Annotated in this window: 15 protein-coding genes and 1 riboswitch; of the genes, 14 read left to right on the top strand and 1 reads right to left on the bottom strand. The window is 73.3% G+C overall.

The genetic code is table 11. The annotated features are described in order from the left end of the window. Nucleotides 1-205 precede the first annotated feature (205 nt). The 14 genes from ID554_RS30115 (at nucleotide 206) to ID554_RS30050 (ending at nucleotide 14,597) form a co-directional block, all read left to right on the top strand. Nucleotides 206-1,162 carry an ABC transporter permease gene (locus ID554_RS30115; RefSeq protein WP_117226914.1) on the top strand — a complete coding sequence of 319 codons (957 nt, stop codon included), beginning with the start codon at nucleotides 206-208 and terminating at the stop codon, nucleotides 1,160-1,162. Nucleotides 1,163-1,200: 38 nt separating this feature from the next. Beyond that, nucleotides 1,201-1,992, top strand: coding sequence for an ABC transporter ATP-binding protein (locus ID554_RS30110; protein WP_117226915.1), 792 nt, complete (start codon nucleotides 1,201-1,203; stop codon nucleotides 1,990-1,992). After that, nucleotides 1,989-2,810: an ABC transporter permease gene (locus ID554_RS30105; RefSeq protein WP_117226916.1), complete on the top strand. Its 822-nt coding sequence runs from the start codon at nucleotides 1,989-1,991 to the stop codon at nucleotides 2,808-2,810. The genes ID554_RS30110 and ID554_RS30105 overlap by 4 nt, the downstream gene beginning before the upstream one ends. Before the next feature lie 34 nt (nucleotides 2,811-2,844). Further along, nucleotides 2,845-4,008, top strand: a complete 1,164-nt coding sequence (locus tag ID554_RS30100; RefSeq protein WP_117226917.1) for an ABC transporter substrate-binding protein — start codon at nucleotides 2,845-2,847, stop codon at nucleotides 4,006-4,008. Between the two features lie 110 nt (nucleotides 4,009-4,118). Then, a complete protein-coding gene (locus ID554_RS30095; RefSeq protein ID WP_158573686.1) occupies nucleotides 4,119-4,910 on the top strand; it encodes an IclR family transcriptional regulator in 792 nt (263 codons plus the stop codon). A gap of 58 nt (nucleotides 4,911-4,968) precedes the next feature. Then, nucleotides 4,969-6,453, top strand: coding sequence for an NAD-dependent succinate-semialdehyde dehydrogenase (locus ID554_RS30090; RefSeq protein ID WP_117227020.1), 1,485 nt, complete (start codon nucleotides 4,969-4,971; stop codon nucleotides 6,451-6,453). Further along, nucleotides 6,447-7,316, top strand: coding sequence for a nitrilase family protein (locus ID554_RS30085; protein ID WP_199489137.1), 870 nt, complete (start codon nucleotides 6,447-6,449; stop codon nucleotides 7,314-7,316). The genes ID554_RS30090 and ID554_RS30085 overlap by 7 nt, the downstream gene beginning before the upstream one ends. A 129-nt stretch (nucleotides 7,317-7,445) precedes the next feature. After that, nucleotides 7,446-8,009, top strand: coding sequence for an amino acid synthesis family protein (locus tag ID554_RS30080; protein ID WP_199489138.1), 564 nt, complete (start codon nucleotides 7,446-7,448; stop codon nucleotides 8,007-8,009). A gap of 30 nt (nucleotides 8,010-8,039) precedes the next feature. Continuing rightward, on the top strand, nucleotides 8,040-9,395 hold the full coding sequence (locus ID554_RS30075) for an aminotransferase class III-fold pyridoxal phosphate-dependent enzyme (RefSeq protein ID WP_117226919.1): 1,356 nt from the start codon (nucleotides 8,040-8,042) through the stop codon (nucleotides 9,393-9,395). A 48-nt stretch (nucleotides 9,396-9,443) separates the two neighbouring features. Then, the gene (gene hydA, locus ID554_RS30070) at nucleotides 9,444-10,859 is read left to right on the top strand and encodes a dihydropyrimidinase (RefSeq protein WP_117226920.1); all 1,416 of its coding nucleotides are present in this window, start codon (nucleotides 9,444-9,446) and stop codon (nucleotides 10,857-10,859) included. A 42-nt stretch (nucleotides 10,860-10,901) separates the two neighbouring features. Next, complete coding sequence (locus tag ID554_RS30065; RefSeq protein ID WP_117226921.1) at nucleotides 10,902-11,909, top strand: LLM class flavin-dependent oxidoreductase; 1,008 nt, start codon at nucleotides 10,902-10,904, stop codon at nucleotides 11,907-11,909. Between the two features lie 112 nt (nucleotides 11,910-12,021). Continuing rightward, nucleotides 12,022-12,852 (top strand): carbon-nitrogen hydrolase family protein, encoded by an 831-nt coding sequence (locus ID554_RS30060; protein WP_117226922.1) that lies wholly within the window; start codon nucleotides 12,022-12,024, stop codon nucleotides 12,850-12,852. Beyond that, entirely contained in the window at nucleotides 12,849-13,544 is a 696-nt protein-coding gene (gene cofC / locus ID554_RS30055) for a 2-phospho-L-lactate guanylyltransferase (protein WP_117226923.1), read from the top strand. Before ID554_RS30060 ends, cofC begins: the two co-directional genes overlap by 4 nt. 69 nt (nucleotides 13,545-13,613) lie before the next feature. Continuing rightward, entirely contained in the window at nucleotides 13,614-14,597 is a 984-nt protein-coding gene (locus tag ID554_RS30050; RefSeq protein WP_117226924.1) for a DMT family transporter, read from the top strand. Here ID554_RS30050 and ID554_RS30045 read toward each other — a convergent pair. Then, complete coding sequence (locus tag ID554_RS30045; protein ID WP_199489139.1) at nucleotides 14,543-26,629, bottom strand: non-ribosomal peptide synthetase/type I polyketide synthase; 12,087 nt, start codon at nucleotides 26,627-26,629, stop codon at nucleotides 14,543-14,545. The genes ID554_RS30050 and ID554_RS30045 overlap by 55 nt on opposite strands. A 121-nt stretch (nucleotides 26,630-26,750) precedes the next feature. Next, nucleotides 26,751-26,957: riboswitch (cobalamin riboswitch) on the top strand. The last annotated feature ends 34 nt before the right edge of the window (nucleotides 26,958-26,991 follow it).

Here is a 26,991-nt window from a genome sequence, read left to right as displayed (position 1 = left end):
TGGTTGCCCGGATTGCGGTATCCGCAGGTAGGGGCGGGTAACGAGGTCGTAAAACGTGCTCAGAGGGCGGCTGCGAACCGTTGACGTGGCCTCGCTCACGCTCCTATGGTGAACCACCAGTTCACTGAGTGATCCGATCCGGGGCGGGGCCAGCCGGCGGATCCCACGCCAGACGACGCTTCCGAGGGATTCGGAGAGTGCCTGCATGACCGTGACAAGAACCGCCACCGCCGCGGTGGCCGCCCAGGGCGGATCCGCCGGTCAGGTGGACCCGCCGACACCACGCCGCCGATCCGCCCGACTGGCCGCCGCGAGCAGGAGCGGTCGCAACGCCGCCGGAGCCGTCCTGGTGGTGGCGGCGCTCGCCGGCCTGTGGGAGGGCTACAAGGCGTTGGGCCGCGCCGTCGGCGACGTCGTGCCCGGCACCCGGATCGCCTTCCCCGTCGCCACCGACGACCTGTCGATGCCGCACGTGTGGACGATCCTCGGCGCACTCGTCGAACCGGCCCGGCGCGGCGACCCGACCACACTCGGCGTCTATCTGCTCGGCGAGACCAGCGTGACGTTGCGCGAGGCGTTCTACGGCCTGCTGGCCGGCTCGTCGCTCGGCCTGCTGCTCGCCGTCCTCTTCCTGAACGTGGTGCCGCTGAGCAAGGGGCTGATGCCCTGGCTCGTGGCGTCGCAGACGGTCCCCCTGGTGGCCATCGCACCGATGATCGTGATCTGGGGCGGCAAGGCCGGCGCGCCGCCCTGGGTGGCGGTCACCGGCATCGCCGCCTACCTCGCGTTCTTCCCGGTCACCATCAACACCCTGCGCGGTCTCAAGTCGCCGCCGAAGGTCCAGCTGGAGTTCATGCGCAGCGTCGGTGCGGGGCGCTGGCAGGTCCTCGGGTGGCTGCGGATCCCTGCGGCGCTGCCCTTCGTCTTCGCCGGCCTGCGCCTCGCGGCGACCGCGAGCGTGGTGGGCGCGATCGTGGGCGAGCTCTCCGCCGGCACCGGCCGGGGCATCGGCCGGGCCATCCTCACCTTCGCCTACTACTACTCCAACGGCCCGGAGAAGTTGTACGCGGCCGTCCTGGTCGCGGCGGCGGCCGGAATCGTCTTCGTGCAGTCCCTGGCACTCATCGAGCGCGTGGCGCTCCGGAACCGGCAGACCCGGTGACCACCCCTTCCGCCTCCACAACTCCTGGAGAGACGCTGATGTCTGAGGCCGCGATCATTTCCGTGCGAGGAGTCACCAAGCAGTTCACCGGCGGAGACCGTACGGTGACGGCGCTTGAGGACATCGACCTGTCGATCGAGCGGGGCGAGTTCGTGTCCCTGCTGGGGCCCAGCGGCTGCGGCAAGAGCACCCTGCTGCGGATCCTGGCCGATCTCACCGAGCCGACCGACGGCACGGTGTCGCTCAACGGCAAGACGCCTGCGGCGTCCCGGTTGGACCGGGACTACGGCATGGTTTTCCAGCAGGCCGGCCTCTTCGAGTGGCGGACCGTGCAGCGCAACGTCGAGTTGCCGTTGCAGGTGGCCGGAGTGGACAAGTCGACGCGGCGGGCCAAGGCCCACGAGATGCTGGAGCTGGTCCGGCTCACCGACTTCTCCCGCCACTTTCCCTGGCAGCTCTCCGGCGGCATGCAGCAGCGGGTGGCGATCGCCCGCGCGCTGTCGGCGGACCCGGAGATCCTGTTCATGGACGAGCCGCTGGGCGCGCTCGACGAGATGAACCGCGAACGCCTCCAGGGCGAGCTGCTCCGGATCTGGTCGGACACCCGGACCACCGTCGTCTTCGTCACGCACAGCATCTCCGAGGCGGTCTTCCTGTCCTCGCGGATCGTCGTGATGTCCGCCCGTCCGGGCCGCATCGCCGCCAGCATCGACGTCGACCTGCCGTACCCGCGGACCGCGGCGACCCGGACCACCGACGCGTTCTTCGCCAAGGTCACCGAGGTGCGCGCGGCGCTGCACGGCGTCCCGGCCGAGCAGGCGGCCCGATGAGCACCACGCCCCTCGCCCGGAGCGTCCCGTCCGCCGCCGCGCTGCGGACAGCCGTCGGCCGGTTCCTGCCGGTCGTGCTCACCGCGGTGGTGATCCTCGGCTCGTGGCAACTGGTCGTCACGATCTTCGACGTCCCGTCGTTCATCGTGCCGGCGCCGGTGGAGATCTCAGCCGCGTTCCGTTCCGAGTTCGGCACGATCATGTCGGCCTCGGTGGTCACCGTGCGCGCGGTGCTCCTCGGCCTGTTCCTCGGCGCGGTCGCCGGGGTCACGGTGGCGCTGGCGCTCAGCCGCTTTCCCGGCGTGTCCGGCCCGGTGCTGACCGCCGCCGTCATCATCAACTGCGCCCCGATCGTGGCCCTCGCGCCGATCTTCAACAACTGGTTCGGGGTCACCAACCCGATGTCCAAGGCCGGCGTGGCCGCGGTGATGGTCTTCTTCCCGGTCCTGGTCAACACCACCAGGGGACTTCTCCAGGTCTCACCCCTGCACCTGGAGATCATGCAGTCGCTCGCGGCACAGCCACGACAGGTGGCACTCATGCTGCGGCTGCCCAACGCGTTGCCGTACCTGTTCAACGCGCTCAAACTCGGCAGCACGCTCGCCGTGATCGGCGTGATCGTGACCGAGTACTTCGGTGGACCGAGCAACGCGCTCGGGGTGTACATCGCCTACCAGGCGGCCCTGCCCCGCTTCGAGTTCGCCTGGGCGGGGATCGCCGTGGCCAGTGCCCTCGGCCTGCTGCTGTTCGGTGCCACGTCTCTGTTGGAACGCCTCCTGATGCCCTGGCACGAGTCCCTGCACGACAGTGACTCCTGAAGCCCGGATCCCCCACGAAACGTTGGAGTCAGATATGGCCCTGCACCTACGGCGGACCTCGCGGAGGAACCGCCCGACCACGATCGCCGCCACTCTCACCGCTGTCCTGCTCGCCGCCTCGGCCTGCGGAGGAATGTCCGACGGCCCGAGCGAGTCCGCGGCCGAGGCCGCCAAGAACTGCGAGTCGACCACCAAGGTCCGGGTGGTGCTCCAGTGGGTCGCCCAGGCCCAGTTCGCCGGCTACTACGCGGCCAAGGAGAAGGGGTACTACGCCGAGGAGTGCCTCGACGTCACCATCCAGGAGGGTGGCGTCAACATCGTCCCCCAGCAGGTGCTCTCCGCCGGCAACGCCGAGTTCGCGGTCAGCCACGTCACCAAGACGATGGTCACCCGGGAGCAGGGCGCGGACCTGGTCAACATCGGCCAGGTGTTCCAGCGCGGCGCGTACCTGCAGGTCGCCTGGGCCGATTCCGGCATCAAGGAGCTCACCGACCTCAAGGGCAAGAAGGTCGGGAGCTGGGGCTACGGCAACGAACTCGTGCTGTTCGCCGCGATGAAGGACGCCGGTGTCGACCCGACCAAGGACGCCGAGATCATCCAGCAGCCGTTCGACATGTCGCTGCTGCTGCGCAAGGAGGTCGACGCCGCCCAGGCCAAGACCTATAACGAGTACGCCCAGTTGCTGGAGACCAAGAACCCGGACACCGGCGAGCTGTACCAGCCGTCGGACTTCTCCGTGATCAACCTCCAGGATGCCGGCTACACCAGCCTTGAGGACGGCGTCTACGCCCGGGGTGACTGGCTCAACGAGCAGGCCAACCAGGACACCGCGGTGAAGTTCCTCAAGGCGTCCTACCGGGGCTGGGGCTTCTGCCGCGACGAGCTGGACGACTGTGTGGACATCGTGCTCAACGCCGGCAGCGCGCTGGGCAAGGGGCACCAGACCTGGATGCTCAACGAGATCAACAAGCTGATCTGGCCGGCCGTCAACGGCGTCGGGATGATGGACCAGGCGGCCTGGGACCAGACCATCAAGATCGCGATGGGCGGCGGGGTGCTCAAGGGCGTGCCGGACTCCGACTCGTTCCGCACCGACCTGTCGCAGCGCGCCAACGACGAGCTCACCGCCGACGGCTTCGACGCCAACGGGAACTCCTACACCCCGCAGACCGTGACGATCACGGAAGGCGGCAGGTAGCGGCGGGCGTGTGCCGGGCGGCTCCCGCCGTTCGGCACACGCCCGCAGCCGATGGCTTCTGCCAAGATGTGGGCCGTATCCCCGGCCGATGGCGATTGATGGAGGTAGCGATGGCGCCCAGTGAGGCGGGCCTGGTGCGACGCACGATCTGGCTCCTGCGGGCGGTGGCGGCGCACCCGGAAGGGGTCGGGCTCAGCGAGGTCGCCCGCGAGGCGGGCATCCCCAAGGCCACCTGCTACCGGGTGCTGACGGTGCTGGAGCGGGAGAGCTGGCTCACCCTGGATCCGATCACCCGTCGCTACCGGGTCTCCCTCGGTCTGCTCTCCATCGTGGGGGGACTTCTCGACGGCGGCGGCGCCTACGGCCACATGCGGGAGGTGCTGCGCAACCTCGCCGAGGAGACCCGGGAGACCGCCGGCTTCGACGTGCTGCTGCCGCCGAAGGTGATGGTCGTGGCCCAGGTGCCGGGGCCGTCGCTGATCGGGCAGACGCTCAAGCCGGTACCCCGTACCCAGCCGGTCTGGGCCACCTCCACCGGCAAGGTGCTGCTGGCGGCCCTGAGCGCGGAGTCGGTGCGGGAGGACTTCACCGAGGAGTTCGCCGAGCACGCCCCGCCGGAGGTGGGTGACCTGGAGTCCTTCGTGGCCTCGTTGGACGCGGTCCGGGAACGCGGGTTCGCCTTCGCGTACGACGAACTTGAGGTCGGGGCGGCGTCGGTCGCCGCGCCGGTGCGGCTGCGCGGCACCACCCCGTACGCGGTCTGGATCGGCGGGCCGACGTACCGGATCACCCGCGAGCGCATCGACACCATGGCGGAGTCGGTGATCAAGGCGGCCCGGCAGCTCACCGACCTGCTCAGTAACGCAGACATCGACATTCCGAGTGCCTTCGCCAGACGCTAGGGCACCCGCCGACCGCACCGGCTCGTCCATGGCGACGCGTGCGGTGAAGGAGGAGACAATGGCCGTACCAGCCGAGGTGTTGGCGGCGGCACTGACGGTGGTCGACAAGACCCCCAAGGGGCTGTACGTCGACGGTGAGTGGCGCGCGGGTCGGGACGGCGCCGTCCTGCCCGTGGAGGACCCGGCGACCGGCACGACCATCGCCGAGGTGGCGGACGCCTCGGTCGAGGACGGGCGGGACGCGCTGGCCGCCGCCGCCCGCGCCCAGGCCGGGTGGGCCGCGACGCCGCCCCGGGAGCGGGGCGAGGTGTTGCGCCGGGCGTTCGACCTGATCATCGAGCGCCGCGACGACCTGGCCCGGATGATGACCCTGGAGATGGGCAAGGCGTTCGCCGAGTCCCAGGCCGAGGTGAGTTACGCCGCCGAGTTCCTGCGCTGGTTCGCCGAGGAGGCGGTCCGCATCGACGGCGGCTACCTGCCGGCGCCGGGCGGCAACTCGCGGGTCGTGGTGATGCGCCAACCGGTCGGCCCCTGCCTGCTGGTGACCCCGTGGAACTTCCCGATGGCGATGGGTACCCGCAAGATCGGTCCCGCCCTGGCGGCCGGGTGCACCGTCGTGGTCAAGCCCGCCAAGCAGACACCACTGTCCATGTTGGCGTTGGTCCGGATCCTGGAGGAGGCGGGCCTGCCCCGGGGCGTGGTCAACGTGATCACCACCTCGCAGTCCGGGCGGGTCACCTCGGCCCTGCTCACCGACGAGCGGCTGCGCAAGCTGTCGTTCACCGGCTCGACCCCGGTCGGCCGCACCCTGCTGGCCCAGTCCGCCGAGCGGGTGCTGCGCACCTCGATGGAACTGGGCGGGAACGCGCCGTTCCTGGTCTTCGCCGACGCCGACCTGGACCTGGCCGTCGAGGGGGCGGTCCAGGCCAAGATGCGAAACGTCGGTGAGGCGTGCACCGCCGCGAACCGGTTCTACGTACACCGGTCGGTGGCGCCGCGTTTCGTCGAGGCGCTCGCCGCGCGGCTCGGCGAGCTGCGGGTCGGGCACGGGCTGGACCCGTCGACCGACGTGGGGCCGCTCATCGACGGGGTGGCCGTCGCCTCGGTCGCCGAACTGGTCGCCGACGCCACGCAGGCCGGTGCGGCGGTCGTCACCGGTGGCGGGCCGATCGCCGGGGCGGGGCACTTCTTCGCGCCGACCGTGCTGTCCGGGGTGCCGGACGGGGCCCGGTGCGTCCGCGAGGAGATCTTCGGCCCGGTCGCCCCGGTGGTGGCCTTCGACGACGAGGACGAGGCGGTTGGTCTGGCCAACGACTCCGAGTACGGCCTGGCCGCGTACGTCTTCACCGAGAACCTGGGTCGTGGACTGCGGGTGACCGAGCGGTTGGAGAGCGGGATGGTGGGGCTCAACCAGGGCGTCATCTCCAACCCGGCGGCGCCCTTCGGCGGTGTCAAGCAGTCCGGCCTGGGACGCGAGGGCGGGACGGTCGGCATCGACGAGTACCTCACCGTCAAGTACGCGGCGGTGCGGGCGCAATGGTGACCCGCTTCCTGCTCGCCGGGGCGCAGATGGCGCCGGTCTTCGGCGACATCGCGGCGAACATCGCCAGCACGTGTGGCTGGATCAGGGCGGCGGCCGACCGGGGTGCCCGACTCGTGGTGCTGCCCGAGGCAGCATCAGCGGGGTACGTCTTCGCCGACCGGGTGGAGGCCGCCCGGTACGCCCAGCCGGTGCCGGACGGGCCGACGGTCACCGCGTGGGCGCGGCTCGCCGCCGAACTGGACCTGTGGATCGTGGGTGGGGTGACCGAGCGGAACGGCGACCGGATCTTCAACTCGGCGGTGCTGCTCGGTCCGACCGGTCACGTCGGCACGTTCCGCAAGGCGCACCTGTGGAACGACGAGAAGGAGATCTACGACCGCAACGACGACGGCTTCCCGGTCTACGACACGCCACTGGGCCGGATCGGCATCGGGATCTGTTACGACGCCTGGTTCCCCGAGACGTTCCGCAGCGCCGCGTTGCAGGGCGCCGATCTGGTGGTGCTGCCGTCGAACTGGGTGCCGGTGCCGGGGCAGCCGACGGCGGTGCCCGCGATGGCGAACCTGATGTGCATGACCGGGGCGCACTCCAACCAGTGCTACGTCGCCGGGATCAGCCGGATCGGGGTGGAGAACGGCCAGCCCTTCGTCGGCCGGTCCGTCCTGGTCGGACCGGACGGCTGGCCGATCGCCGGCCCGGCCAGCGGGGACCGCGAGGAACTCGTGCTGGCCGAGGTGGACCTGGTCGGTACGCGGGCGCAACGGTGGCACAACCCGTTCAATCAACCGCTGGCCGACCGGCGGACCGATCTCTATGTGACCGGTGACCAGGCCGTGCCAGCGGTGCTGCCGTCACCGTGCTGACCTGCGTGGACGGCGAGAGGTGACCCTCGCCGGATAGCCGGATACGTCCCTGGGGGCTATTGACTCGCTCCCTCTGCAACGCCAGGATATGAACCGATGGTTCATCCAATGAACCACTAAGGAGTGATCGTGAGCATCCGGGTTCGCAAGCTGATCCGTCACCTCGAAGAGACGCGGCTGGAGAACGGCAGAGCGGTGCAGCCGGTGCACCGGGTCGCCTTCGCCGGCGTGGTCATCGAGAATCCCTACCCCAGCGAGTACGTGCAGGACCTGGTCACCCTGGCCGACGAGATCGGCCAGGAGATCGGCGAGCTGGTCGGCCCCGCCTGCGTCGAACTGCTCGGTGCCGAGGTCGAGGCGTTCGGCAAGGCCGCGCTCGTCGGCATCGACGGCGAGGTCGAGCACGGCTCGGCGCTGATCCACAACCTGCGTTTCGGCAACGTCTTCCGGACGGCCGCCGGTGGCACCGAGCTGCTGCCCGCCGCCGAGAAGGTCGGCGTGCCCGGCAGCCCGATCGACATCCCCCTCAAGCACAAGCTGGACTCGAAGACCCGCTCGCACCACCAGACGGTGACCCTCCAGGTGGCCGACGTGCCCCGCCCCCGGGAGATCCTCGTGGTCTGCGCCGCGTCGAACACCGGACGCCCGCTGGCCCGCCTCGCCGCCTTCGGCGCCGAGCTCAAGAGCAACTGACCCCAGCGCGCGACGGGACGGAGCCAGCCGATGACCATCACCGACACCACCACCTGGACCAGCGCCCGGCTCAAGCAGGTCGACAAGGAGTACGTCATCCACTCCTGGTCGGTGCAGGGCAAGCTCGACCCCATCCCCGTGGCCGGCGGATCCGGTTCGTGGTTCTGGGACTACGACGGCCGCCGGTACCTCGACTTCCAGTCCCAACTGGTCAACCTGAACCTGGGCCACCAGCACCCCCGACTGGTCGAGGCGATCCGCGCCCAGGCCGAACAGCTCTGCTACATCGGACCCGGCTTCGCCGAGCGGTCCCGGGCGGAACTGGCCGAGATGATGGCCGGGCTCACCCCCGGTGACCTCAAGATGAGCTTCTTCACCACCGGCGGCGCGGCGGCCAACGAGAACGCCGTCCGGCTGGCCCGGCACGTCACCGGCCGACAGAAGGTCATCGCCCGGTACCGTTCGTACCACGGCGCCACGGCGGGCGCGATGTCGCTGACCGGCGACCCGCGCCGGTGGGCGGCTGAGCCGGGGATGAGCGGCGTGGTGCGGATGCTCGACCCGTACACCTACCGCTGCCCGGCCGGGCACCCCGACCCGTGCCCGGTCTGCTCCGGCGGCCCGCACCTGGAGGAGATCCTCCGGTACGAGAACCCGGAGACCGTCGCCGCCGTGATCGTCGAGCCGGTCACCGGCACGAACGGGCTGCTCTACCCGCCCGACGGATACCTGAGGTCGTTGCGGGAGGTCTGCGACCGGTACGGCATCCTGCTCATCTTCGACGAGGTGATGGCGGGGTTCGGGCGTACCGGCGAGTGGTTCGCCTGCGACCACTGGGACGTGGTGCCGGACATCCTCACCACCGCCAAGGGGCTGAACTCCGGGTACGTGCCGCTCGGCGCGATGACGGTCTCCGCCCGGATCTCCGAGTGGCTGCGCGACAACATGTTCTGGGGCGGCCTGACGTACGCCGGGCACCCACTAGCCTGCGCCTCTGGCGTGGCATCCCTGCGGATCATGCAGGACGAGGGCGTGGTGGACAACGCCCGGGCGATGGGGGAGCGGCTCGGTGCCGGTCTGGCCGAGCTGGCCGGACGCCACCCGAGCATCGGCGAGATCCGGGGCCGGGGGCTGTTCTACGGCGTGGAGCTGGTCCGCGACCGCGACACCCGGGAACCGCTTGTGCCGTTCAACGCCAAGGGAGCCGCCGCCGCACCGGTCGGCCGGCTGCTCAAGGCCGCGATGCAGCGGGGCGTCTACCTGACCGCCAACTTCAACGTCCTGCGGCTGACCCCACCACTGATCATCAACGCCGAGGAGATCGACCTCGCGCTCGGCGTCCTCGACGAGGTGCTCGACCTCGCCGACGAGCACTACCAGAACTGAGGCGACGGCGCGGCGGGTGACAGACCCGCCGGGGAGAGGAGAGGCACGATGCCGACGACGCTGATCACCAACGGCACGGTCGTCAACGCCGACGCCGCGATCCGCGCCGACGTGCTGGTACGCGACGGCCGGATCGTCGCCCTCGGCACCGGCACGGACTGGACCGCCGACCACGTGGTGGACGCGACCGGCAAGCTGGTCATGCCCGGTGGCATCGACGCGCACACCCACCTGGAGTACCCGGTCGACGGCTTCAGCACCCACACCGCCGACGACTTCCACAGCGGGACGGTCGCGGCGGCGTGCGGCGGCACCACCACGGTCATCGACTTCGTCAAGAAGGAACCCGACCGGACGCTGTACGACACGTACCTGCGGCGGCGGGACACGGCCGCCGCCAAGGCCGTGGTGGATGTCGGCCTGCACGCCATCGTCCCGCCCCGCGCCGCCCAGCCGGACGTCCTCGACGACCTGCGCCGGCTGGTCGGAGAGGGCGCGACCAGCTGGAAGTTCTTCATGGCCTATCCGGGCCAGATGGTCGACGACGACGAACTGCTCGACGGCTTCGAACTGGCCCGCGACCTCGACGTGCTGCCGATGGTGCACGCCGAGAACGGCCACATGGTGGCCCGGGAGGTGCGGCGCCTGGTGGACAGCGGCCGGACCGCCGAGAGCTTCCACATGCGGGCGCACGGGCACGACTCCGAGGCCGAGGCGGTGCATCGCGCGGTCGTGCTCGCCGACAGCATCGGCACACCGCTGTACGTGGTGCACGTGTCCAGCGCGGCGGCGGCCGACGAGATCAGCCAGGCCCGGGCCGCCGGGTCACGGGTCTACGGCGAGACCTGTCCGCAGTACCTCGTGGTGGCCTACGAGGACTACGCCGACCTGGGGGAGCGGGCCGCCGCGTACGTCTGCTCCCCGCCGATCCGGGAACGCAGCAACCAGGACGGCCTCTGGCGGATGCTCGCCACCGGCGCTCTGTCCACCGTCGCCACCGACCACGCCGGTTTCTGCCTGCACCAACCCGAGGACCTGCCGCCGCAGAAGCTGCGCAGCCCCGGCTACTTCCCGAAGGTGCCCAACGGGGTCCCCGGCGTCGAGGACCGACTGATGGTCCTCTGGCAGTCCGGCGTGGTGAGCGGGGTGATCGACCCGTGCCGCTTCGTGGACCTGGTCGCCGCCCGCCCGGCCAAGCTGTTCGGCCTGTTCCCCCGCAAGGGCGTCGTCGCGGTCGGAGCGGACGCCGACCTGGTGATCTGGGACCCGGCCGCCGACCACGTGATCACGGCGGCGGGCTCGCACACACGCACCGACTACAACATCTACGAGGGCATGCGCGTGACCGGTCGACCCGTGCACGTCTTCTCCCGGGGCGAGCACCTCGTCGACCCGGACGGCCTGCGGACCGACACCCCCGGCCGGGGCGCCTTCCTGACCCGCGCCGCGCCGCGTCTGCACTGACCCACCGAATCCCCTGCACCACGTACGAGCGGAGCTGGACAGATGACACTTCCCCTGGGTATCCACGTCGGTGAGCGACTCAGCCTGGAACAGACCTACTGGCAGGCTGAGTTCGCCGACCAGAACGGGTTCGAGTCCGTCTGGGTCGCCGAGGGACGACTCGCCCGCGACGGCATCGTCCCGGCGGCGATCATCGCGAGCAAGACGCGGAACGTGAAGATCGGCACCGGTGTGGTCAACAACAAGAGTCGCAACGCGGCCCTGATGGCGGTCACCTTCAAGACGCTGGACGAGGTCGCGCCGGGCCGGGCCATCCTGGGCATCGGCGCCTGGTGGGAGCCGCTGGCGACCAAGGTCGGCCAGCCGCTGTCCAAGCCGCTCAAGTCGATGCGCGAGTACATCGGCGTGCTCCAGGCGTTCTTCCGCAACGAGGTCGTCAACTTCGACGGCGAGTTCGTGCAGATGCAGGACGTGCGCTTCGACAGCATGTACCGGGAGAACAAGCCGGTCGACATCCCGATCTACATCGGCGCGGTCGGTCCCCGGATGCTCGAACTCGCCGGGGAGATCAGCGACGGCGTGCACATGGACTTCCTGCTTCCGCCGTCGTACATGGTGGGTGCCCGGGAGGCGATCGGCCGTGGCCTGGCCAAGCGGACTGACCGCCGCGACGCCATCGACCTGACCCAGATCGTCTCGTGCAGCGTCAACGACGCCGATCCGCAGGAGGCCATCGACGCCTGCAAGGCGTTCCTCACCCTCTACCTGTGCCAGCAGCCGCACATCGCGGAGCACTGCGGGGTGGAGCGGGAACTCGTCGACCGGTTGCAGGAGATCGCCGGCTGGCCCGCCACGCCGGAGGACATCAAGCGGGCGATGCACCTGGTCCCCAACAGCCTGGTGCAGAACGTCACCGCCTGCGGCACCACCGACGACGCCTTCCAGAAGCTCCAGGCGTACCAGGAGGCGGGGGTGCGCTGCCCGATCATCTCCACGCTCGGCGACAAGGAGCAGACCCTCACCCGGCTGGCCCAGGCCGCGAAGGGATGACCCGCCAACTGGAACCCCTGACCGCAGTCCTGATCAGCGTCAACAAGCGGTACAAGACCCGTTCGGGGCTGGCTCTGAGCGGCCTCGCCCCGGCGGTCGGAAAGGTCCCCGCGTGAAACTCGCCGCCCTGCAACTCCGCGCCACCGACGACCGCACCGAGACGATCGGCCGCGCCGCCGACCTGATCGACGCCGCCGCCGACCAGGGCACCCGCATCCTGCTGCTGCCGGAGCTCTTCGCGGTGCCGTTCGTCCAACCCGAGCCCGACCTGGACTACTTCCGGTACGCCGAGGGGCTCGACGGTCCGTCGAACCGGATGGCGGCCGAGCGGTCGAAGCGGCACCGGATGACGGTCGTCTCGTCGATCTTCGAGGCGGGCCAGGTCCCCGGTGTCTACCACAACACCGCCTGCACCTACGTCGACGGTGAACTGAGGTCGGTGTACCGCAAGTCGCACCTGCCGTTCTCCAACGGCTTCCCGGAGAAGTTCTACTTCCAGCCGGGCGGCACCGAGCCCGACGTGGTGCAGACCGGGGAGACCGGGGTCGGCACCATCATCTGCTACGAGCGGCACTTCCCCGAACTCAGCCGCGTGGTGGCCCTGCGTGGCGGCTCGGTGCTCTGCGTGCCGGTCGCCTCCGCGAGCGCGCCGATGCGCGAGGTGTTCCAGTTGGAGCTGCGGGCCCACGCCGTGTTCAACGGGCTCTTCGTGATCTGCGCGAACCGGGTCGGCACCGAGGGGACCAAGGAGTACTTCGGCCTCAGCGCGGTCTACGGCCCCAACGGCGACGTACTCGCCCAGGCCGCCGACGACCGGGACGACATCGCGGTGGCCGAGGTGGACCTGGACCTGGTGGACCTGTCCCGCCGTCGCCGTCCGTTCCTGCGCGACCGCCGGCCGGAGCTGTACGGCCGGCTGACCCGGATGGAACCGGAGACGTGACACCCGGCTCGTGGGTGGTGGTCGTACCCGCCAAGTCCTTCGCGGCGGCCAAGACCCGGTGCGTCGGCCTGGCCGCCGCCGACCGTGCCGCGCTGGCCCGGGCGATGCTGACCGACGTGCTCGGCGGGCTGACCCGGGCCCGGCGGGTACGCGCCGTCGTCGTCGCCACCACCGACCCGGAAGTGGCCGCCGTGGCGTTGGCCTGCGGTGCCGTGGTCGCCGCCAGCGCCGGCCCGCCGGACCTGAACCGGGAGGCCCACGCGGCGCTCCGGCTCGCCGGGGAGGCGTACGGCGACGCACGCCTGGCCGTGGTGATGGCCGACCTCGCCGCGGCCCGACCGGCGGAGTTCGACGCGGCGCTGGCGGCGGCCGGACCGTACCCACGGGCCGTCGTCCCGGACGCCGACGGCACCGGCACCACCCTGCTGGCGCTGACCGAGGCCGCCGACTTCCGCCCCTACCTCGGGCCCGGCTCGCGCCGCAGATTCCTCGCCGACGGCTACCACGACCTGCCGGTGCTCTCCCGAGGGCTGCGCCGGGACGTGGACACTGTGGCTCACCTCCTGGACCTGCGGGCCGGTCATCTCGGGGCCAGCACCCGCGCGTGGGTCGCGACGCAGCCCGCCGGCCCTCCCGGCGTCACCCGGCCCGTCCGTCCGGCCCAACCGCCCGGCGTCCGGCACCCGGCCTGAGGTCACCTCGGCCCCGACGGTCGAGAATGGTTCACTGATCATGAGGTCGGCACCCACCGGAAGGACACGATGAGCCCGCTCACCAGCCGGGCCACCGGCGATCGCACCTGGCTGGTCGCCGTGGCCGCCAGCCTCTGGGGCTTCTCCAGCCTGCTCCGGGAACCGTTGGCCCGACAGCTCCCCGCGTTGAGCGTGGTGCTGGCCGAACACGTCGTGCTGGTGCTGCTGGTCTCGCCCTGGCTGATCCCGGCCGTACGCGCGCTGGTCCGGTCCTCGGTGCGGACGAAGCTGGCCGTGCTGGTGATCGGCGCCGGTTCCTCGGCACTGGCCACGACGCTGTTCACCGCCGCGTTCCGGCTGGGCGACCCGATCACCCCGCAGGTGTTGCAGAAACTCCAGCCGGTGCTCGCCCTGGTCCTGGCCGCCGTACTGCTGGGCGAGCGGGTCGGCCCCCGGTTCGGCCTCTTCGCGGTGCCCGCGCTCGTCGGCTCCTGGCTGCTGGCCTTCCCGGATCCGCTGGCGGCGCAGCCGCGCGGCCTGGCCGCGGCCGGACTCGCCTTCGGCGCTGCCGCGCTCTGGGCGGCCGGGACCGTCCTCGGCCGGATGGTCAGCGCGGAACTGTCCTTCCTGCACGTCACCACGCTGCGGTTCAGCGTCGGCCTGGTCACGTTGGCCACCTTCGCGGCGGCCACCGGCACCCCGGTCAGCGTGCCGATCGAGCTGGTGCCCCGGCTGGTGCTGCTCGCCGCCATCCCCGGCCTGCTCGCCCTGACGCTGTACTACCACGCCCTGCGGCGTACGCCCGCGTCCAACGCGACCCTGGCCGAACTGGCCTTCCCACTGACCGCCGCCCTGGTCGGGCTCACCCTGCTCGACGGGCGACTCGGCACCAGCCAGTGGGTCGGCCTGACGCTGGTGTTGGCCTCGGTGGTCCTGCTCGCGCTGCACGAGAACCGCAGCTCACGCCCGGCGGTGCGGCACCCGCGGCAGCGGGTGCCTCAGGTGGCCGGCACCTCCGGCAGCCCCGCCGGGAGGTCCGGCTCGACGAGGTGACGTAGCAGGTGCAGCGGCCCGGCGGTGATTCCCGCCGCGTCCAGCGCCACCGCGTACGCCGCCGCCGTCGGGTCGTCCACCAGACCGTGCACCAGCGGCAGCGTGGGCGTACCGGCGCGCAACAGTGACTCCAACTGGCAGGAGGCGATGGTGCCGGGTAGCCCGAGCGCTGCCGCGTGACCGGCGATCGCCGCCGACGGCAGGTCCACCGGCACGCTACGGCTGGTCCGCCCCACCTGCAGCAGCCCGCCGCCGACCACCAGCACGTCGAGGTCGCGTCGCATCCGGGCCAGCGCCCGGGCGGGATCCAGCGCGTGCGGGAAGGAGTCGTCCACCACGATAGTGCCGGGACGCAGCCGGTCGACGTCGAGCGGTTCGGTGGCCGCGCTGGTGGCACCGATGATCAGGTCGGCGGCGTACGCGAGGTCGGGCACCGCCGGGGTGGTGGGGCAGATCTCGACGGCGGCGGTGAGCCCGTCGGCGCGGAGCCGGGCCACCTGATCGGCCAGCCGGGGCGCGACCGCCGGAAGGTCGCAGAGCAGCAGCCGCGCCGGTGGACGGGGTGCGCGGGCCAGCAGCAGCCGGAGCGAGGAGAACCCGATCGAGCCGAGACCTGCCACGGCGACGGTCCGCCCGGCCAGGCTCCGCCCGGCCGCCGCCAGCGCCGCTTCGACGGTGAGGACCACCGAGACGACGGTGGCCGCGTGACCCGTGGTGACCGCCGTGGCGGTACGGGTCCGCCGTAGCACCCCCACGCCGTACCCGGTGAGAGCGGGGATCAGGCCGGCGAGGGAGACACAGGCCGCACCGAGGCCGGCGGCGAGGTCGACGGCGGCGGCGGCCTCGGTGGCGAGCCGGTCCCCGGCGGTGGTCAACTCGTCGGCGAAGCGGGGCAGGCAGACGAAACCGGAGGTGCCCAGCGGGGTGGCCAACTCCTCCAACAGCCGGGGCCGAGCACCGGGGAAGAGCAGCTCACGGAGCTGGTCGCGGGGCAGGCTCCCCGCCGGCAGACCGGCGATCACGGCGAGCTGCGCGGGGGAGGGCAGGTACCCGACGATGGCGGCGGTCAACCCGGTCGACGGCCCGGTGTCAGGCGTCGCGCCCGCCCGGCTGCCGGCGCGCGGCCGATCGGTCCCCGCCGCGCTCGACCCGGTCGCGCCCGGGCTCGACTCGGTAGATGCTGGGCTCATCTCGGTCGCGTCTGCGTTCGGCTCGGTCGTCCCTCGGCCCGGCTCGGTCGCCGCGATGCTCAGGTCGGTGCGTAGCCGGTCGGCGAGCTGCTCCAGGTCGGTGGCGGTCACCGCCGTAGGGGAGCCGCGCAGGGTGACCCGCAGGCCGTCGGCCACCGGCCGGGCCGTCAGGAACAGGTCGGTGCCCAGCGGCGGCGGGGCGAGTTCGGTGTCCTCGTCCCAGGAGAGGTCGAGCCGGTCCGACCCGGCTGTACCGAGCGTCGCCGGGGTGGCGGGCCGTAGCGCGTCGAAGTCCAGGAAGCTGAAGAAGAACTGGGCGCCGGCCGGCGCGCCGTCGGGCCGTCGGGCGGGTACGGCTGCCGCGATCGACGGCGGGTCGGCGTGCTGCCGGGCGGCGGTGACCTCGGCCGCGACCCGGGCCAGGTGGACCGGGAAGGCGTCGGTGCCGGCCAGGCGCAGCGGCAGCATCGCCGCACACGGACCGAAGATCCGGTGCAGGTCCGGCAGTGGATGGTCGCGTCCGGTGACGGCCAGCCCGAGGACCAGGTCGTGCTGGCCGGTGAGCCGGGCCAGCACCCGGTGGTACGCGGTCAGCACCGGCGCGTACAGGGTGGTCGACGCGTCGACGGCGAGCCGGCGCAGTCCGGCGACCACCGTGGCGTCGAGCGTGAACGAGCGGACCAGGGTGCTCCGGTCGGTGGTGCCGTCGGCGTCCGGCCGGTCGGTGTCCGCGCGCAGCACCGGCGGCCGGTACGCGGACCCGAACCGCTGCGACCACCAGGCGTACGCGGCCGGGTCCGGTGCCCCGGCGGTATGCTCCGCCAGCAGCCGTACGTAGTCCCGGAAACCGGCCCGCAGCGGTGGCAGCGGATCGGCCGTCCCGTCGGCGTGGTAGGCGGCCAGCAGTTCGTGGCCCAGCAGCGCGGCGCTGTAGCCGTCACCGATCAGGTGGTGGGCGTGCACCAGCAGGACGTGCTCGTCCGGCGCGAGCCGCAGCAGTCGCAGCCGCAGCAGGGGCCAGGCCCACGGCTCGAAGCGTCGACGACGCTCCTCGGCCACCCGCGCGCCGAGGCCGGCGAGGTCGGTCACGCTCTCGTACGCCACCGGCAGCCGCATCGCGGCGGGCAGTTCCTGCTGCACCGGTGGCCGGGCACCGGCTGGGAAGACGGTCCGCAGCATCGGGTGCCGGGCGACCAGCACGTCCACCGCACGCTGGAAGGCGTCCCGGCGCAGCGGCCCGTGCAGCCGCAGCCGGGCCAGCCAGGCAGTGCCGGCGCCGGGCGCGACGGCGTCGGCGAGCAGGAAGCCGCGCTGCGCTGCGGTCACCGGGAACGGCGCGGCGGAACCCGCCTGCGGTACGGCGTCGGCCACCGAACGGTCGACGGTGACCGGACCGGCCGTGGCGTCCGCCGGAGCGTCGGTGGGCAGGTCGTCGCCGGTGGTCGCCTCGGCGTCGAGCACGGCGGCCAGGGCGGCCGGGGTCCGGTGCTCGTAGATGAGCGTCGGGCTCGCCGTGACGGCGCTGTTCTGCTGAAGGTGGGCGAAGAGCTCCAGGGCCAGGATGGAGTCGCCGCCGAGGGCGAAGAAGTCGTCGTGCGGGCCGACCGCCGGCACGGCCAGCAGACCGGCCCAGATCCGGGCCAGCTCCGCTTCGGTACCGGCCGGCGCGCCGGCGGTCGCGCGAGCAGGGGCCGCGACGTCTGCGTCCGCCGGGGCGGGTGCGCGGCTGTCGGTGGCCGAGGTGACCAGCGCCGCCAGCGATTCGCGGTCGACCTTGCCGGTGGCGGTCAGCGGCAGGCTGTCCAGCAGGTGGATGCGCGCGGGCACCATGTGCGCCGGCAGGTGGGCGGCCAGGTGGGCACGCAGCGCGGCCGTGGTCGGGGTGGCCTGCGGTGCGGGCAGCACGAAGGCGTGCAGCCGGGGGTACGGATCGGCATGGTGCAGGACGGTCGCGGAGGCGACCTCCGGGTGGGTCCGCAGCACCGCCTCGATCTCGCCGGGCTCCACCCGGTGGCCGTGGATCTTCACCTGGTCGTCGAGTCGGCCCAGGAACTCCAGGGTCCCGTCCGGCGCGAGCCGCCCCCGGTCGCCGCTGCGATAGAACCGCTCGCCGTCGTGGACCACGAACGCCGCCCCGGTCAGCTCCGGCTCGCCGAGGTAGCCGGTGGTGAGCCCGGCACCGCCGAGGTACAGCTCGCCGGCCGCGCCGGGTGGGCACACCCGCCCGGCCGGGTCGACGACGCGTACCACCGCCCCGCCGACCGGGCGGCCGATCGGCAGCCGGCGTACCGTGTCGTCCGGCCGTTTGTCGATCAGGTGCCAGGTGGCGTTGATGGTGGCCTCGGTCGGGCCGTACAGGTTGGTGATCCGGGCGTCGCCGTAGAGGTCGAACCAGCGCCGGACCGCCACCGGCGACAGCTCCTCGCCGCCCACGTGCACCCAGCGCAACGCGGTCAGGTCGGGTGCCTCGCCGTGCCGGCGTACGTGCTCCTCGGCGCTGCGCAGGATCCGCTCCCACAGGGTGGGGACCGAACTCCACACCGTGATCCGGTCTGCGGCGATCCGGGACAGCAACACCTGCGGGTCGCGGAGCTGGGCGCGGGTGAAGGTGACCACGGTGGCCCCGACCAGCAGCGGGGCCAGGATCTGCCGGACCGACGCGTCGAAGCAGCTCGACGCCGTCTGGGCGAGCCGGTCGCCGGGCCGGTAGTCGAAGGTGGCCACGGCCCAGTCGAGGTAGGTGCGCATCGACCGATGGCTGACCGGTACGCCCTTGGGCCGCCCGGTCGACCCCGAGGTGAAGATCACGTACGCCGTCCGGTCCGGTGCCGCGTCGGGCACCGACGGGACGTCGTGTTCCTCGACCGCGTCGTCCGTGCCCGGGCCGAAGAGGACCGGTCGTGCGGCAGCGTCGAGGCGGGCCGCGATGGCGGCCGACTCGTCGTCGTGCAGCAGCAGTCCGGCTCCGGCGCGGACCAGATGGTCGGCGAGGCGGGTCGGCGGGTGGGCCGTGTCCAGCGGCACCCAGGCGGCACCGGCCCGCAGGATGCCGACCACCCCGACGACGGTCTGCGGGCCGGGCGCGGTGAGCAGGCCGACCCGGTCGCCGGGACGGACGCCGTGCCGGGCGAGCAGCGCGGCCACCCGGTCGGCGTCGCGGTCAAGTGTCCGGTAGGTCATGGTCCGCTCGCCGGTCGTCACGGCCACTGCGTCCGGGGTACGCCGGCAGACCGCCCGGATCCGGGCGGTCACGTCGCCGCCGTCGACCGGCTGCCGCTCGACCTGGTCGGCGTGGGCGGACCGCTGCCCGGCCGGACCGGCGTCGGAGCGGTGCGCCACGGCCCGGTCGGCCTCGGCGGACCGCTGTCCGGCGGGGGTGGCGTCCAGCGCGGTCGCCGCCCGCTCCACGGTGGACAGCGGCGGTCGGCCGGTGGCGATCGTGACGAGGTCGTCCCGGTGCTCGGCGGCGAGCCGGGCCACGGTCGCCCGGGTGAACAGTCGGCGCGGGAAGTTCCAGGACAGGCCGAGACCGTCGCCGGACTCCCAGCAGAGCAGGCTGAGCCGGGTGGCGGCGGAGCCCGAACCGGCCGCCGTGGGCGTGACGTCGACGGGACAGTCCGGATCGCGGGTGACCGGGAACCGGGCGAAGCTGAACCCGGCCGGGCTGGCGGTGCGCGGCCCCGCGCCGGGCCGGTCGAGCAGCCGGGCCAGGTCGAGGCTGGTGACCGAGCCGTGCCGCTGCGCCGCCGACCAGGTCACCCGGAGCCGGTCGGCGAGCTGCCCGACCGGCTCGTCGGGATCCACGTCGATCACCACGGGCAGGGTGTCGGCGAACGGCCCGACGATCCGGTCGATGCCGGCCAACCGGGCGTCCCGACCGGCCCGCGCCACCGTCACCGGTACGCGTCGCTGCCCGCCCCACCGGGCCAGGCAGCGCATGTACCCGGCCAGGAGCAGGTGGAACAGCGACACACCGGCCTGAGCGGCCCGCTCCCGCAACACCGCCACCAGCTCCGGCGCCAGCTCACCCTGATGGGTCAGCACGGGCGGGCCGGGAGGCGTGTCCGGGTCGCCGTCGAACGGCAGCCGCAGCGCCGCGCCGCCGGCCAGCAGGCCCCGCCAGTACGCCAGATCCTCCGGCGCGGGCACGGTCACCTCGCGCGCGTACGCGTCGAATCCGGGGGCCGGCGGTCGGACCACCGGGGCGCGACCGTGGGCCAGTGCGGTGTAGTCGGCCCACAGCTCCTCGCTGAGCAGGTTCAGGCTGAACCCGTCCCCGGCCGCGTGGTGCAGCACCAGCATCAGGTGGGCCCGATCGGCACCCTCCCGGACGAGAACCACCCGCAGCGGCGGCTGTCGGGTCAGGTCGACCGGGGTGTTGCACAGCCGCTCCCCTGCCTCGGCGAGCGGCTCGGTGAGCGACCGCACCGCGTACCAGTCCGGCGTCGTCGGAGCCGGGTGGACCGGCACGGGCGGGACCACCTGCCGAGGCGTACCCGGACCGGGCGTGAACCGGACCCGCAGCATCGGGTGGCGCGCCTCCAGGCGGGCCAGCGCCTGCCCGAGCAGTCCGGCGTCGAGGGGACCGGTGACGGTCTGCTGGACGAAGGCGAAGCTCGCCACGGTGGGGTGGAGCCGTTCGTTGACGTGGAAGGCCCGCTGCACGGCGGTCAGCGGGAAGGGCTCGCCCTCGACCAGCGTCCGCGACTCGTCCAGCGGCGCGCGCGCCGTGGGCGGGACCGGCTCGACGCCGCGCGCTCCGGTGAGATGGGCGGCCAGGTCGGCGACGGTGGTGTACTCGAAGAACAGGGTGACCGGCAGGTCCCGGCCGAGTTCCTCCTCCAGTCGTTTGACCAGGTCCACTGCGGCCAGCGAGTCCAGGCCGAGGGCGAGGAACGAGGTGTCGTCGGCGATCTCGTCGGGCCGCCGGTGCAGCGGTTCGGCGAGTAGTCGCCGCAGCAGCCGGGCCACCTCGCCCCGCCCCGGCCCGCCGTCCACACCGGCCGGTCCACCATCGGCGGCACCGACGGCAGCGTCAGCGGCACCGACGGTGGCGTCGACCGGGACGGCGGGCGGCGGGGCGGCGACCCGCGGGACGGCGACCGGATCCGCGACGACGAGGTGTGCGGCGTCGACGTGGCGGGCGACCGCCAGGCCGCGCAGCGCGTCGTCGACCCGCATCGCCCCGGTGCCGGTCCGGCCCGTGCGGGCGGCCATGCCGGTGTCGCTGATCGCGGCGAAGCCGACCGCCTGGACGGGACGGCCGGCGGCCCGGTGCGCGGCGGCGAACGCGTCGAGGAACCGGTTGGCGGCGGCGTAGTCGCCGATCGCGCCGGCCAGGCCGGGCAGCACGGCGCTGACCGACGAGAACCCGACCAGCACCGTGCGGTCGTGGCCGTGTCGACGCAGCGCTTCGGCGAGCAGGTGACTGCCACGCACCTTCGGACCCAGCACGGCGAGTACGTCCTGGACGGACTTGGCGCGCAGAGTGCCGACCCGGACGGTGCCGGCGGCGTGGAACACGGTGTCGACCCGGGGCACCGCGGCGAGCAGGGCGTCGACGTCGGCGGGCACGGTCACGTCACACCGGTGGTACGTCGCCGTCGCGCCCCGCGCGGTCAGCTCCGCCAGCAACGCGGCCGGTGCCCGGTCGGACCGGCCGGCCAGCAGCAGGGTCGGTCCATCCCGGCGGGCCAGGGACCGGGCCAGCGCGGCGCCCACGCCACCGGCACCACCGACGATCAGGTGGACGGCACCCGCGACGGGTCCGCCACCAGCAGGTTCGTCGGTCCGGTCCGCGGCCGTCGGCACCGGATCGAGGAACCGGGCCAGGCGGCGTCCGCCCCGCCAGGCCACCCCGGCCCCCACGAGCGGGCCGGGCGAGGCGTGCCCGTCGGCGGGTGCCGGGTCCCCGGCGAAGGCGCACATCTCGCGGCGGACGGCGTCGACCCGTGCCGCCGTACCGTCCGACGAGGACAGATCCACGGCGTGCACGAGCAGGCCGGGACGCTCGTCGGCGAGCGCGGCGGCCAGCCCGGCCAGCACCGCCTGCACCGGGCGGCCACGCTCCGCCGCCGCGCCGGTGACGTGCACGTCCTCGGTGACCACCAGCAGCCGGCCTGGCCGGTCGACACCCTCGTCGATCAGGGCGCGGACGGCGCGTACCTGCTCGGCGACGGCGACGTCGAGCGCGGCCACGTCCGGCGTGTCCACCGCCGCCCCGGCGAGCAGCACGGTGGTCTCCGGCGGCGGTCCGGAGGCGTCCGGAGCGAGGTCCGTGGGAGTGTCGGCCCGTGCCGGGTCGGTGCGGACCTCGATCCCGTCGGCGGTGAGCGCGACGGCCAGGGCGTCGGCGAACGGGCCACCCACCCCCGGGCCGCACAGCCGCACCCGCCGGGCAGGCACGCCCGCGACCGTCGGCACCTCCCGCCAGGCGACGGCGTGCACCGGTACGGCGTGCGCCGGCCCCGGTGGCGGGTAGGCGCGACGCGCGAACGGATAGGTCGGCACCGGCACCCGCCGCCGACCGGCGTACAGGGCGGGCCGGTCGAGCGGACTACCCCGGGCCCAGAGCAGTCCGGCCGTGGCCAGCAACGACGCGGTACCGGTGTCCGACCCGCAGCGCACCGCGACCACCCGGGTCAGGCCGGTCCCGGCGTCCGTCAGGAGGTCGACGCTGTCCCGGGTCGGGTCGGCGACGCCCAGCTCGACCACGGTGTCGTACCCGTCGTCGTGGAGCCGGCGCCACGCCGCGCGCAACTCCGGCCCGGTCGCCGTACCGGTCACCCACCGGACCGGGTCCGGCGGATCCCACCGCCCGGCCGCCGGGCTGAACACCGGGACGCCCCGCAGCGCCGCGAGGGCGGCGTACCCGTCGTCGGCGTGGCGGTCCTCGGCCGGGTCGGCGAGTGCGACGGTCCGCCGCACCGCCTCGGCGACACCCAGCGCGCCGCTGGCGGCGGCCGCCGCCAACTCACCCACCCCGTGTCCGAGGAGCGCGTCGGGCCGTACGCCCCACGCGGCGAGTTGCCCGGCCAACGCCAGGGCCACCACCACGCCCGCCGGGCCGGTGACCCGACCGTCCGGCTGGTCCGCCTCGCCGTCCCCCAGGCACCAGGACAGCAGGGGTCGTCCCGCCACCGGACCGGCGGCGGCACAGGCCCTGGTCAGCAGGGCCCGGAAGACGGGGAGCCGGTCGTGCAGGTCCCGGACCGCGGGTGCGGGCAGTGGCGGTCCGTCGCCGGGAAAGACGAAGACGGTACGCGGCCGACGGCGGACCGGCTCGTCGCGGTACGCGCTCGCGGCGGCGGCCAACCGGTCGGCCAGCCCGGTGCCGTCGGCGACGAGCGCCAGCCGGTACGGCGCGTCGTCGCGGGACGTCCCGGCGCTGGCGACCACGTCGGCCACGTCGAGGTCGGGCCGGGCGCGCAGGTGCCCGGCGAGGTCATGGGCGCTGCGCCGCAGCGCGTACGCCGACCGCGCGGTGAGCGTCACCAGATGCACGCCGGTGCCGGCCGGCGGAGGAGCGGGTTCGCGGGGTGGCGCCTCGCACAGGACGGCGTGCGCGTTGGTGCCGCCGAAGCCGAACGCGTTCACCCCGGCGACCAGCGGCCCGGGTGCGGTCCACGGGCGTGCCTCGGTGACCACCGCGAAACCGGCGGCGTCCAGGTCGTACCGGGTGGACGGCCGGACGTGGTGCAACGACGGCGGCAACTGCCGGTGCCGCAGAGCCAGCATCACCTTGAGCAGCGCCGGCATCCCGGCGGTGTTGAGCAGGTGCCCCAGGTTGGTCTTGACCGAACCCAACCAACGGGGCATGCCGTCGGGACGGCGGGGGAACGCGGCGGCCAGTGAGCGCACCTCCACCGGGTCACCGAGCCCGGTGCCGGTGCCGTGGGCCTCGACGTAGGAGACGGCGGCGGGATCGAGCCGGGCGTCCGCGTACGCCCGGGCGATGACCTCCCACTGCCGTTGCGGGTTCGGGGCGAGCATGCTCAGCGACCGGCCGTCGTTGCCGACGGCGGTGCCGGCGACCAGGGCGAGCACCCGATCCCCGGCGGCGTACGCGTCGTCGGTGCGGCACAGCACCAGCGCCGCGCCACCCTCGCCGGGCACGAAACCGTCGGCGTCGGCGTCGAAGGCGCGACACCGCCCGGTCGGTGACAACGCCTCGGCGGCGTCCAGCAGCCGGTAGGCGGTCTCGGTGAGGTGGAGGGTCACCCCGCCGACCAGCGCGATGTCGCACTCGCCGGTGGCGAGGCTGCGCGCGGCCAGGTGCAGCGCGACCAGCGCCGAGGAGCAGGCCGTGTCCACCGCGATCGCGGGTCCGACGAGGTCCAGCGTCTGCGACAGCCGGGCCGCGACGAGATTGCGCAGGTTCCCGACCAGAGCCGCGGGTGCGGTGACCGGACCGGCGGCGGCCAGCAGCTCGGGGTAGGCGCTCTCACCGACGGCGGCGAAGACACCGATGCGGCGGCCCTGCCGACGCGGGCCGGCGTACCCGGCACGGTCGAGCGCCTCGTACCCGATCTCGAGGAACAGCCGGGCGTGCGGGTCGGCGAGCCGGGCCTCCTCGTCGGTGAGCCCGAAGAAGTCCGCGTCGAGGCGCATCGGATCGTCCAGGAAGGATCCCCAGCGGGGACGTCCGTCCTGCGGCGTCCACCGGTGACTGGGCACCGGCCGTACCGCGTCGACGCCGTCGACGAGGCAGCGCCAGAACTCGTCGGGGTCGTCCGCGCCGGGGAACCGGCAGGCCATCCCGATCACCGCGAGCGGCGCCGTACCGGGGCGGGCGTCCTGCGACGCCGGGGCGCGCCCGCCGGGCGGTGCCGGCCGGGTCGCGGGCGGCCCGGCCAGGATGCGGTCGGTCAGCGCGGCGACGGTGGGGCAGTCCCGCAGGTCCGCCGGATCGAACGTGGCGCCGAGGGCGTCCTCCAGCCCGGCCAGCACCTCCATCGCCTTGAGCGACGACCCCCCGATGGCCAGGAAGCGGTCGTCCGCCGTGATGGTGTCGGCGGGCCGGTCCAGCACCCGGGCCCAGACCGCCCGGACGATCTGCTCGACCCGTCGCCGGGACAGCGGCCCCGAGCCGTCCGACGGCGGCCCGGCCACCGGGCACGCCGCTCCGGCCGCCGATGGGTGCGCGACGCCGAGTGCGGCCGGGTGCGCACCTCCGTGCGCCGGTGGGTGCCAGCGGCGTTCCCGGTCGGTGAAGTCGCCGGCCAGGTAGCGTTCGCGCATCCGTCGCCGCCGCAGCTTGCCGCTGGTGGTCCGGGCGAACGTGCCCGGCGGCAGCGGCAGCACCCGCACGTCGTCGTGCCCGGCCGCCTCGGCGACCCGGGCCCGCGTCGCGTCGAGCACCACGGCCGCCCCGACCGGCGGACGGGCCCACGCCACGAACACCACGATCCGCTCGCCGCCGGTGTCCGGGTCGGTGCAGCCGACCACCGCGGTCACCGTGGCCGGCAGCCCGACGGTCGCGGCGGCCACCGCCTCCAGGTCGGGGGCGTGGAACGTCCGGCCGTTGACGAAGATCACGTCTTTCGCGCGGCCGGTGACGCAGAGCCGGCCGGCGTGCCGGAAACCCAGGTCACCGGTGCGCAGCCAGCCGTCCACGAAGGTCTCCCGGCTGGCCTGCGAATCCCGGTGGTAGCCGCGCGCCACGTTCGGGCCGCGTACCTCGATCAGGCCCACCCGGTCCTCGGGCAGTGGCCGGTGCCGTTCGTCGACGATGCGGACCTCGCAGCCGGGCACCGGGTACCCCAGGTCCATCAGCTCCACGGCGTGGGTACCCGGCCCGGTGGGCACCGCGCGGCCCTGGCTCAGCGCGGCCCGGTCCAGCACCAGCGGCGCGGCGACCTCCCCCGGCGGCGGGAAGGTCACCGCGAGGGTCGCCTCCGCCAGCCCGTACACCGGTCGCAGGGCGGACGGGGCGAGCGCGGCCGGGCGGACGTGCGCCAGGAACGCCCGCCATACGGTCGGGGAGATCGGCTCCGCGCCCACCACCACGCACCGGACCCGGCTCAGGTCCAGCGTGGCGAGGAGGTCCGCCGGCACCCGGCGGACGGCCAGCGCAAGCGCGAAGTTCGCCGCCGACAGCAGGGTCGCGCGGTGCCGGTGAGCGGTGGTGAACCACAGCGCCGGGCGCTTGGCGAACGCCAGCGGGGGGACGCGGACCTGCTTGCACCCGATGGCGAGCGGGGTCAGGTGGGTGCCGATCAACCCCATGTCGTGGAAGAACGGCATCCAGGTGACCAGCACGTCGTCCGGCCCGGCGCCGCTGGCCAGCCGGGCCTGCTCCACATTGGCCAGGACGTTGGCGTGGGTCAACTCCACCCCGCGCGGCGCGCCCGTGCTGCCGGAGGAGAACTGCAGGAACGCCACGTCGGTCGGTGCGGCGGCGAACAACTCCTCCGGCGGGGTGCCGGTACGCAGGTCCGCCAGCCGCAGCACCGGGCCCGCCAGCCCGTCGGCCACAGCTTCGGTGGTGTCGTCCACCACGGTCACCGCGTCGGTGAGCAGCGCGCGGACCGCCCGTACCCGGGCCGGCTCGGGCGGCAGCGGCACCGGGACCAACCCGGCGGCGAGCGCCCCCCAGAACAGCGGCTGGAAGTCGTCCCCGGCGTCGGCGAGCAGGAGCACCGGGGTGCCTGGGACCACCCCCGCTGCCCGGTAGCCGCCCGCGATTCGCAGCGAATCGTCCCGCAGTTGCCGGAAGGTGACCGTCCGTTCGGCGCCGTCGTCGCGGACGTGCACCACGACCTGGTCGGGTGTCCGGTTCGCGGCGTGGACGAGGATGTCGAGCAGTGCCCGTCGGTCGCCGGGTCCGGCCGCAGTCTGCACGCGACGATGCTAGTGGGCATGATCGAGTACCCGGCCGGGCGGTCGGCGGGGTGAACTACATCCGGCACACGACACGCCCGGCACAGCATCTGGTGTTGCCATCTCCGCACCGCACCCATATATGGTGTGCCCTGTAGCTGGTTCGGCCGCCGCTCCACGACGGTCGAGGCAAGAGGGAACTCGGTGGGAATCCGGGACTGCCCCGCAGCGGTGAGTGGGAACGACCGCCGTCATACGCACTGGACCCGCCAGGTCTGGGAAGCGACGGCCAGTAGGCGCGAGCACCAGGCCCACGAGTCCGAAGACCTGCCAGCGTGCCGCACGCGACGTGTGCGGCGGTCGAAGGCCGCGCGGGACAGCCG

The organism is Micromonospora craniellae, assembly GCF_014764405.1.
GTDB lineage: Bacteria > Actinomycetota > Actinomycetes > Mycobacteriales > Micromonosporaceae > Micromonospora > Micromonospora craniellae.
The sequence above is the reverse complement of the archived record's forward strand: the minus strand, read 5'-3'. Positions and strand labels throughout refer to the sequence as shown.